This window comes from Bacillus rhizoplanae (assembly GCF_917563915.1).
Taxonomy (GTDB): Bacteria; Bacillota; Bacilli; order Bacillales; family Bacillaceae_G; genus Bacillus_A; species Bacillus_A rhizoplanae.
In genome coordinates this window covers 62411-72668 of record NZ_CAKJTI010000017.1, presented here as the reverse complement: position 1 = coordinate 72668, position 10258 = coordinate 62411, and the positions used below count along the sequence as shown (strand labels likewise).

Annotated in this window: 9 protein-coding genes and 2 pseudogenes; 7 read left to right on the top strand and 4 right to left on the bottom strand. The window is 34.5% G+C overall.

Annotation, left to right across the window (positions count from 1 at the left end; genetic code table 11):
• Positions 1 to 160 precede the first annotated feature (160 nt).
• The 5 genes and pseudogenes from LRP84_RS15240 (at position 161) to LRP84_RS15225 (ending at position 3361) form a co-directional block, all read left to right on the top strand.
• The gene (locus tag LRP84_RS15240; RefSeq protein ID WP_230575866.1) at positions 161 to 298 is read left to right on the top strand and encodes a class I SAM-dependent methyltransferase; all 138 of its coding nucleotides are present in this window, start codon (positions 161 to 163) and stop codon (positions 296 to 298) included.
• Between the two features lie 88 nt (positions 299 to 386).
• Entirely contained in the window at positions 387 to 521 is a 135-nt protein-coding gene (locus LRP84_RS22480) for a hypothetical protein (protein ID WP_302850604.1), read from the top strand.
• Between the two features lie 52 nt (positions 522 to 573).
• Positions 574 to 1470, top strand: a complete 897-nt coding sequence (locus LRP84_RS15235; RefSeq protein ID WP_230575861.1) for a PhzF family phenazine biosynthesis protein — start codon at positions 574 to 576, stop codon at positions 1468 to 1470.
• Between the two features lie 117 nt (positions 1471 to 1587).
• A complete protein-coding gene (locus LRP84_RS15230) occupies positions 1588 to 2097 on the top strand; it encodes an NUDIX hydrolase (RefSeq protein WP_230575860.1) in 510 nt (169 codons plus the stop codon).
• Between the two features lie 357 nt (positions 2098 to 2454).
• A pseudogene (locus LRP84_RS15225) lies at positions 2455 to 3361 on the top strand (aminoglycoside 6-adenylyltransferase).
• Between the two features lie 199 nt (positions 3362 to 3560).
• On the opposite strand, the pseudogene LRP84_RS22595 reads toward LRP84_RS15225, so the two are convergent.
• The 3 genes and pseudogenes from LRP84_RS22595 to LRP84_RS15215 all read right to left on the bottom strand — a co-directional run.
• A pseudogene (locus LRP84_RS22595) lies at positions 3561 to 3641 on the bottom strand (SMI1/KNR4 family protein); the annotation flags it as partial.
• A 52-nt stretch (positions 3642 to 3693) separates the two neighbouring features.
• Positions 3694 to 4926: an MFS transporter gene (locus tag LRP84_RS15220; RefSeq protein WP_230575859.1), complete on the bottom strand. Its 1233-nt coding sequence runs from the start codon at positions 4924 to 4926 to the stop codon at positions 3694 to 3696.
• Positions 4927 to 4930: 4 nt separating this feature from the next.
• Positions 4931 to 5974: an ArsR/SmtB family transcription factor gene (locus LRP84_RS15215; RefSeq protein ID WP_230575858.1), complete on the bottom strand. Its 1044-nt coding sequence runs from the start codon at positions 5972 to 5974 to the stop codon at positions 4931 to 4933.
• A gap of 173 nt (positions 5975 to 6147) precedes the next feature.
• On the opposite strand from LRP84_RS15215, the gene LRP84_RS15210 reads away from it, so the two are divergent.
• Together LRP84_RS15210 and LRP84_RS15205 are read left to right on the top strand one after the other, a co-directional pair.
• The gene (locus tag LRP84_RS15210; RefSeq protein ID WP_230575857.1) at positions 6148 to 6894 is read left to right on the top strand and encodes a Nif3-like dinuclear metal center hexameric protein; all 747 of its coding nucleotides are present in this window, start codon (positions 6148 to 6150) and stop codon (positions 6892 to 6894) included.
• Positions 6895 to 7143: 249 nt separating this feature from the next.
• Complete coding sequence (locus LRP84_RS15205) at positions 7144 to 8034, top strand: PhzF family phenazine biosynthesis protein (protein WP_230575856.1); 891 nt, start codon at positions 7144 to 7146, stop codon at positions 8032 to 8034.
• A 239-nt stretch (positions 8035 to 8273) separates the two neighbouring features.
• On the opposite strand, the gene thrS is transcribed toward LRP84_RS15205, so the two are convergent.
• Entirely contained in the window at positions 8274 to 10196 is a 1923-nt protein-coding gene (gene thrS / locus LRP84_RS15200) for a threonine--tRNA ligase (protein WP_230575855.1), read from the bottom strand.
• Positions 10197 to 10258: the final 62 nt, after the last annotated feature.

Sequence of the window (10258 nt, the reverse complement as noted above, 5' to 3'; positions counted from 1 at the left end):
ATAAACCCAAAACTTATATCTGCTAGATAAGAATCCATTTTGATCAATCTTTTTTTCAAAATGGATTCTTCTTTATTTACCATAAATACACGTTTGTGAGCTATTTTTGATTAAACTTTATTTCAAAGCCACATTATATGGTGTAGATTTTTCAGAGGAAATGATAAAACGTGCTAAGTTACACAATAAAGACATCCATTTTGAGATTATTGAGAGTGGAAAGCTTCCTTTTCCTAATCATTCTTTCGATGCGGTACTAATATTTGCGGTGTTGTTTATATTAACGATTTCTTACTGAACGATGATGAACGAAATAAACATCGTTATGCAGAGTACGATGAAAATATAACATATACGGTGTATTTGAGTTAACTGATGGAGCAGTTTTGCGACATCATAGTGAGGAACGAGTAAAAGAATGGACGAGTGATTTCCAGCAGTTAGCATATGAAAAAGTAAAGTATGTAACGATGAATGGAAATCGTTCTAACGGAATAGTGTATATGGGAAGGTTGAAATAATATATTAATAGTCTTAGTTACTGGAATTTTATAAAGTAAAGGGATGAATCTATTGAATACAGTTAAAATTTTTCATTACGAGGCATTTAGCAATAAATCAAATATGGGAAATCCAGCAGAGGTCGTTTTACATGCTGATAAATTAACAGAGAATGAGATGCAGAATATAGCTTATCAAGTAGGATTTAATGAGACTGCTTTTTTAATGCCGTCAAGAGTAGCAGATTGGAGAATACGTTACTTTACGCCAGGCTATGAAATGGATCTTTGTGGTCACGGTACTGTAGCCGCCATTTACGCATTACAAACTAGAGGTTTAATAGAAAAAACAGGGAATTTGACAATTGAAACGAAAGCAGGAATTTTACCAATACAAGCAGAGACAGATTTGCATAGTGGATCATACATAACGATGAAACAAGCAAATCCGCAATTTCAAGAATTTTATGGCTCAAGAAAAGAATTAGCTGCTTGTATAGGTCTGCATGAGAATGATTTAGAAGAAAATTTGCCAATTGTATATGGAAGCACGGGGAATTGGACTTTGTTAGTTCCAGTGAAAAAACTTGAATCATTCAGAAAGATGAAACCTAACAACAAACTATTCCCATCTATTTTAAAAGAAATGCCCCGCGCTTCGATTCATTCTTTTTGCTTAGAAACATATGATTCAAATGCTCATATACACGCCCGTCATTTTTCATCACCGTATGCTGGTACAATAGAAGACCCAGTAACTGGTGCAACTTCTGGAGTTATGGGAGCATATTACACTACGTTTATTGAGGGAGAATTCAAGGATACAAGAGAATTTTTAGTCGAGCAGGGTCATGAAATAGGAAAAGATGGACGAGTGAGGGCAAAAGTGAGAAAGGAAAGTAATGATACTTTAGAGGCTGAGATTTCGGGAAGTGCGGTGTATGTGGATGAGTTTGAAGTTGTTTTATAAAAATGAATCTATCATATGCTGTCGCCTTAAATGAATAGAAGAGCTTATCAATTACTGTAAAAATTTAAACTCATTAGAGTATAGTGAAAATGTTTTTTGTTAAAGAATGGAAGAATTATGATTTTTAATGCATTATTAGGAATTTCAGAAGTTGATGAAAATAAAGTTAAGATAAATTATAGAGAAGCCGTCAGAGCTATTATTATTCAAAATAATAAAATCCTTCTAGTTCACTCGAACCTTGGAGACTATAAATTTCCCGGCGGTGGAGTTGAAAAGAATGAGAGTCATGCAGAAGGATTAATACGAGAGGTAGCGGAAGAGACAGGCTATCTTAACTGTGAAATTAGAAATAAAATGGGTGTTGTCATTGAAAGGCATATAGATGAATATGATAAAAATGCTATATTTCAAATGACGTCACATTATTATTTTTGCGAAGTGAATGGTGAGAAAACTGCTCAAAAATTAGATGATTACGAGTTTGAACAAGGATATACACCTCAATGGGTGAAGCTTAGCGATGCAATTAATCAAAATCAAAAAATTGTTAACCAATGCGAGCAGAATAGATGGATACACCGAGAAAACTTTGTTTTAAAGGAACTGAAAAAAATTTATGAATGAGTATGGATATGATTTGTCTTCTGCAATCAGTAGCTTTAATGAAATAACATGGGGTTCGCCAGAGATTTATCGACAAAATTTTAAAATGTTAAAAGAAATATTGAATTGTTGAATCAAAAAAGAGGTTTTCCGAATAATTTCACTTGGACAACCTCTTTTAAGTATTTAAATATCTAATTCAGGCTACACTCTAGTTTTTTTGTGGATACTTGTGGAGTAGAATGGGATGAAGTATATGAGTTAGAAGAAAAGTAAGAACCTGTGCTATTAAACTAAAGGTACAGGATACTTCAACAATACCTATAAAGAACAGTTACAAAATAGCAATAAAGAAACGGGAATTCGAGGTGAATAGCAATGAGAAGTGAAAAAGAAATGTTTGATTTAATATTAGGAGTAGCTAAAAAAGATGAACGAATTCGAGCAGTCTATATGAACGGATCAAGAACAAATCCTAATGCTGCGAAAGATATCTTTCAAGATTACGATATTGTTTATGTAGTGACGGAAACAGCATCTTTTATAAAAGATAAGACGTGGATTCATATTTTTGGAGATTTACTTATGATACAAGAGCCTGATAAAAATGATAAATCAGTTGGTATGGATATGGACTTTGATAGATCTTATGGATATGGACTTTGATAGATCTTATGGATATTTAATGCTATTTACAGATGGAAATCGTATAGACCTTCATATTGAAACTAAAGATACAATGATTGATGGACATGTCAATGATAAACTTACAGTTCCATTATTAGATAAGGATAACATTCTACCATCCACTCCTGCTCCTACAGATATTGATTATCATATAAAAAGGGTAATAGAACCTATGTTTATGAGTTGTTGCAATGATTTTTGGTGGTGTCTACAAAACGTTGCAAAAGGAATTTGGCGCGATGAATTGCCATATGCAAAGCAAATGTTTGAACATGTAATACGAGTTAGATTGAATGAGATGGTTTCTTGGTGGGTTGGCATAAAAAACGACTTCCAAGTTTCGACGGGAAAAATGGGGAAGTATTTCAAAAAGTATCTTCCTGAATCGTATTAGGAGATGTATGGGAAAACTTATTCTGACAGCAACTATGAGAATTTTTGGGATTCTATATTTGTCACTTGTAAATTGTTTAGAACTTTAGCAGCAGATGTTGCAGATAACTTATTGTTCACATATCCAATTGATGACGATACAAATATGACGAAATATCTTAAACATGTAAGAAATTTACTTTCTGATGCAAAGGAAATACTTTAAATGCTCTATATGTAAGTTATAAATTTTCTCGAAAACTATTTAACTAACTCCTATGTTTGAAGAACCTCATTCTTTTGATAGAGAATCGGTCGAATGGATCACTGAAAACAAGTAGAGGTTTCAACTATATTTTAACGCAGAAAAACGCTTAGCAAATTAGTGCTTAGCGTTTTTTGCGTATGGGGGTAGGTTAATGGACTAACCATTTCGAGTCCTCACAACCAACGAAAGCTACTCTTGACCAATTCTCAATAAGTTCAATGAAGCTGTTTGCGATTTTTTCGAAAGAGAACTTTCAATAGTATAACAGTTTGTTGATATTATAAAGAAAACTAAATATGAATACCACTATCTTTTTCCTCATCTAAAAAGGAAAAGAAGGGCAAGAGCATACCGAATAAAGCAGGAATAATAATAAAGCTACCAATCAAGATATACAAAAGACGGATACCAGAGATTTCAACAATTTGTCCTGCAAAAAGAATACCCAAAGGCATAGTAGCTCGAATTAAAAAGAGACGAACAGAAAATATTTGTCCCATAAGGTGAGAAGGAACAGTTTTTTGAAGGAGACTCGTTTGATGAATGTTGAAAAATGGGAAACAAATACCTCCAAAAATTTCGCACAAAACAGCAAGAGGAAAGGATGTTACAAAGCCGAGTAAGAAAAAGGATAACCCGCCCATGAATAGCCCTGAAAGCATAATATATCTTAGTGACCACCCATTTCTCCATTTGCCTACTAAGAAAGAACCGACCACATACCCTAAAGGAAAGCTGCCCATAAAAAGGCCGTATGAAAAAGATGGTCCTTTGAATTCTTCTATTATATAAGGAACATTGATTACCATTGTTACCCCGACACTAAATTGCACTAAAGAAGTAAAGAATCCAAGCCATATGAGCGGACGTTGCTTGAAAAAGTATTGATATCCGGAAATGATTTGTTTTAACCAAGTAGCCTTTTTACTATCGTGTATAACCGAAGGCTCATGGAGATAAGAAAGGCTACCTGCACTTATAAGAAATAAGATCCCTACCACTGTGTAAGTAGACAAAGTTCCAATGTAAGCTATTATGAGTCCCCCTAACGTAGGAGCTAAAAAACTCATGGTACGCATTGTTCCATCAATCCAGGCGTTGGCTTGTGTTAATTTGTCCTGTTGTACAATCGTAGGAAGCAGAGCTGATGCAGCTGGAACATAAAGAGGCTGTAGAATTCCAAGTACCACTTGAATGACAAACAAACTCCATATCTCAATCTGCCCTAAGAACATAAGAAGAGTGGGTAAGAAGAACACAATTCCTCTTAAAATTTGAGAACATAACATAATATATTTTCGGCTTATCCGGTCGATGAAAGGGCCGATAAAGAGTTGAAGAATTAAAGATGGAATAAAATACGTTAACCATAGCGTTCCCATAGCCGATTTTGATCCGGTGATTTCGTACAATAACAGCGAATTACATAGCGCTCCTATCGCCCCACCAAGTTCAGAAATGGTTTCCCCAAGCCATAAACATAAAAAGGAACGATTGGTAAATACAGATTGACTTTGCTCCATCTCTTCACCCCTTTCCTAGAAAACGCTGTAATTTCTCTTGAAGGGAAGTTAAGTGATCAAGCTGTATATAATACCGAGAACCTTTGCCGTTAATGATCCGAGCTGCCCGGAGTAAAGATAAATGATGATGAAGCGTTGTTTTGGGAATTTTGAGCTTCTCGGTTAACTCTTGAAGTGAATGATCTCTTTCAGTTAGTAATTTTATAATTTTTAATCGTGTTTCATCACCAAGCGCTTTATAACTATGAACTAATGTAGACGGAGGAGAGTAAGGATCTTCTACTAAACTCACATTATCGTCTGAAATGGGATAATAAAATACTTTAATTCCTGGTAAAGTCGTTTCTACGTTCCAAGGCCGGTACACATATTGCGGGATAAGTATGACTTGATGAATAGAAGGTTCAGGTTGATATGTGCTACCCGTTATATATTTGACAAGTTCTTCAGGGGGATAAGTTGATTGAAGTGCACGTTTTTGCTGGGCATCACGCTCAAGCATGCTAGTAAACTCTATGTAGTTAGGCTGTATTACTGTTTCGTACCAACCTTCAGAGATGATTTTCAGGTGTCGTTTAAGTACGGAAGTATCGATAGATGAAATATGTTTGATGTATGTCGGGAAAAACTTGTGATGTTGACAAGCTTTTATGAAGGAAGCTATAGCTGTTTTTTCTTTACGGGATACTTTTCTTCGATTGTCTTCATGCTGCAATCCGATATAAGGCAAACAACGCCAACGTAATTCCTCTTCAGTTAGTTCATCAAGAAAATGAAAAAAACTTTCAAGAGGATTAAAAGAACGGGAGTGAAGTAATTGCAGTAAAGCGAACCATGTATTGTGTTTGTGTGTGTAATGTAGTTCTTCTTGAACGATAGCGGATAATTTTTTCTCAATATCCTTCCAATAATCTATAGGCTTTTCAAAAGTATGATGAAAATCGTAATACGTATAAGCCGCAATACCTAGTCCCATTTCGAATAAAATCGAATGTTTAATCTGAACAGAATAAGTTTCTCTTGTCGCATTTAAGTTCATAACTTTCATTGTTCATCCTCCTTTTTAATTTATTCTATATTTTTAGAATTTTATTTTCAATAAATTTCGAATAATTTTAATGATATATTTGGAACCTAAAAACTAAAGGAAGGTTTTTCAAGAATAGTGAAGAATTTGTATATGATTAAAACACACTAAAGGTATAAGGATGAGGGAAAAACATGCACATACATCAATTCAAGCAATACATTGAAGAAATATTTGGAGAACATTTACGTAAGTACGGCGATCAGTTTGGCATAACAAACGTAAGCAATGAAAAGTTTAATAGAATAGGTTATGCAACAAACTTAACATTAGAAACAATTGAAGAAGCGAAGAAAGGGAATGTAGATATGATGATTACGCATCATGCTGCATGGGAGTTCTTATATGGAATGGAAGAAGCTTGTATAAGTAAACTGAAAGAATATAATATCAATCACTTTTGGGTACATTCGCCGTTAGATTTTGTTGAATTTGGAACTTGTACATCTTTGTTTCACACAATTGAAATTGATGAAATTGTATCGTATTCTTCATGTGATGATGAAGAATTACCTGGCGTTGGTGAATATATAAATCCAATCTCATTTTCGCAGCTAGTCGAAAGAGTAGAGAGTAAGCTTGGTGAAAAAGTGAAGGCGTGGAAAAATAATGATAAGGAAGTAAAACGAGTTGGTATTTTAACGGGGGCAGGGCATTCGACTGATCATATTCAAGCAGCATTAGACAGTGGCTGTGATACATACATCACAGGAGAAAAGACGTTGTATACTGTTCAATATGCGCAGTTTAAAAATATTAATCTTATTGCAGGCAGTCATACGTTTACAGAAATATTTGGTGTGGAAAGTTTAGTGAAAAAATTACAGGAATTAGATAACACTTTGGAGATTGTTCAGTTGTATGAAGCGCATATGGAATAATGGATTAGTATGAGTGTAGTGCCCTCTTAAAAATGCATTAGATTGTAGAAATAAGGTCAATTCTGAGGAAGGATGCTTTGTACATTTTTGTACAAAATTACTAAAAAAGAAAAAGGTTTAATCTATGAAGAGGCAGGGACAAGCCTCTTGATTTGCTATGGATATATCTTATATGAACTAGATTTATAAGGAATACACATGTCATTTTCTACATCTATAGAATGATAAAATGGGGGAGGAGAGAATGGATTGAAGATAAAAACATATATGTTAAATGCCTTCACCAAAGATGAAAAAGGTGGGAATCCAGCTGGAGTTGTTTTAGATACAAAAGGTCTTACAACAGAAGCTATGCAAGCTATTGCAAACAAACTAAATTTTTCCGAAACCGCCTTTGTGTTTCCTTCTGTAACTTCAGATTACGAGATTAGATACTTTACACCCAATGAAGAAATTGCTGTATGTGGACATGCTACAATCGCTGCTTTCTCCTTATTAGCTCAGATTAGATCAATAAGGAAAAAGATATACACAATAAAGACAAAAGCAGGGATACTAAGTGTACACATGCATAACAATAAAATGATATCTTTACAACAAAATCTCCCTGATTTTCTTAAAACGATTCCCCGTGAAGATATTACTAAGTCTTTACATTTAGATGAAGAAAAACTAATACCTGATATGCCCATCCAAATTGTATCTACAGGCTTATGCGATATCATTATACCTGTAAGAAGACTTTCAGATCTGTTAAAGATTACTCCTGATATGAAAAGAATTGCTGAAATAAGTAAAAAACATAATGTAACTGGCTATCATGTATTTACATTGGAAACACTACATAATTCCACAGCTCATTGTAGAAACTTTGCACCTCTGTTTGATATTCCAGAAGAAAGCGCTACTGGTACATCAAATGCAGCACTAGCATGTTATTTAATAAAACAAAATAAAGAATTTGAAAAATATAGTACCTTCACCTTTGAGCAAGGGTATGTAATGAATAAGCCTTCAGAGATTGTTGTAAATGTATCTACTAACTTTGGTAATATTACAGAGGTTCAAGTAGGAGGCTTTGCTTCTAATTTTCAAGAAAAATATATTTCTATTAACAGAAATAAAGTGGGAGAGAGTTGAATGAATATAGTTTACTCTTATTCGACTTGGACGACACGCTTCTTAGTTCCACTTGGTCTCACCTTGGATTAATTAAGACTCTTGAAATGCATCCTAGAAATTTAGAAGGGAAAAATGGTGTATTAACTTTGCTGGAAAAGAAAGATTATACAATTGCAAAATAAATTATTACACATCATATACACGAAAACGTGAGAAAGCTGCATTGATTTTTGGGCTTTCTCACGTTTTCTTTTGTGTTATAAACTTCTATTTTGAATTTCGTGCTGAATGTTAGCAAGGAATTCGTCAAACAATACAGCTGCAGATTGTTGTTCTCCGTATTTTCGAATATTAACTTCGTTACGCTCGGCTTCTTGATCGCCAACAACAAGTACATATGGGATTTTTTGAACTTGCGCTTCTCGCATTTTATAACCGAGTTTCTCATTGCGAAGATCAAGTTCAACTCGTATACCAGCATGTTTTAGCTTTTCCTCTATTTCTTTTGCGTATAGTTCATGTGCTTCAACTGATACAGGAATAATCTTTGCTTGCACGGGAGCTAGCCATGTTGGAAATGCTCCGGCAAAATGTTCGATTAAGATTCCGAAGAATCGGTCAAGTGAACCGAATACAGCACGGTGAATGACGACAGGACGTTGTTTTTCATTTTTTTCGTTAATGTAGCTTAAATTAAATTTTTCTGGCATTTGGAAGTCAAGCTGTACAGTTGCGCATTGGTGACTTCTGTTTAAAGCATCTTTAATGTGGAAGTCAATCTTCGGACCGTAAAATGCTCCGTCACCTTCATTGATTTTATAACGGAATTTTAGTTGTTCTAGTACATTTTGCAGAGCGCTTTCCGCCTTGTTCCATAGTTCGTCGTCTCCCATTGAATTTTCCGGTCTTGTAGAGAGCTCAACTTCATATTGAAAACCGAATGTACGATATACGTAATCGATTAAATCAATTACTTCTTTTATTTCATTTTCAATTTGTTCAGGTGTTACAAAAATATGTGCATCATCCTGACAGAATGTACGAACTCTGAGGAGTCCATTTAGAGCACCGCTAAATTCATGACGATGGACTTGCCCAAATTCAGCCATTCGAATTGGTAAATCACGATAAGAGTGCAGCTTATTTCTAAACATAAGCATATGGCCAGGGCAGTTCATTGGTTTTAAAGCAAATTTTCCATGATCAACTTCTGTGAAATACATATTTTCTTTATAATGATCCCAGTGACCAGAGTTTTCCCATAGTTTTTGATTCATGATAAAAGGAGTACGAACTTCTTGATAATTACGCTTTTGTTGAATTCCTCTTAAAAAAGCTTCCATTTCATTTCGTACGATTTGTCCTTTCGGTAAATAAAATGGCATTCCTGGAGCTTCTTCAGAGAACATAAACAATTCTAATTCATTGCCTAATTTACGATGGTTTCGTTTTGCAGCTTCTTCTAAAAAGATTACATACTCATCTAGTTCCTTTTTAGAAGGGAAGGCAACCCCATATATTCTTTGAAGGACTTGGTTATTACTGTCACCGCGCCAATATGCTCCTGAAACGTTTGTTAATTTAAAAGCTTTCATAAAGCCAGTAGACGGTAAATGTGGTCCGCGGCATAAGTCGAGAAATTCACCTTGTTTGTATAGAGTTATGTTTTGATCAGCAGGAATATCTTGTAATAACTCTAGTTTTAAATGGTCACCGAGCTCTTCAAATATTTGCTTTGCTTCATCGCGGCTCACTTCTATTCGTTGAATTTCTAAATTTTCAGCAATAATTTTTTGCATTTCTTGTTCAATTTGAACTAACTCTTCAACTGCAACACTATTAGGAAGATCCATATCATAATAAAATCCATTTTCAATAACAGGACCAACTCCTAAGTTGATGTGACCATGTATTCTTTTGACGGCTTGTGCTAATACATGGGCTGCAGTATGTCGCAGTACGTTTAAACCTTCTTTTGATTCTAAAGTTAAAATCTCAATTTCTGCATCTTCCTGTATGCCTCTGCGTAAATCAAATAGTTGATGATTCACTTTTCCTACAATAGCTTTTTTTCTTAAGTTAGGGCTAATAGATTCTGCAATTGCTTCTAGCGTAATTCCTTTCACGTATTCCTGTTCACGACCATTTGGAAAACGAATTTTAATCATTTTTTCACTCATCATTATCACTCCATTTTATGAATATAAAAAAACGCACTCATCCCTAAAACAGGGACGAGTGC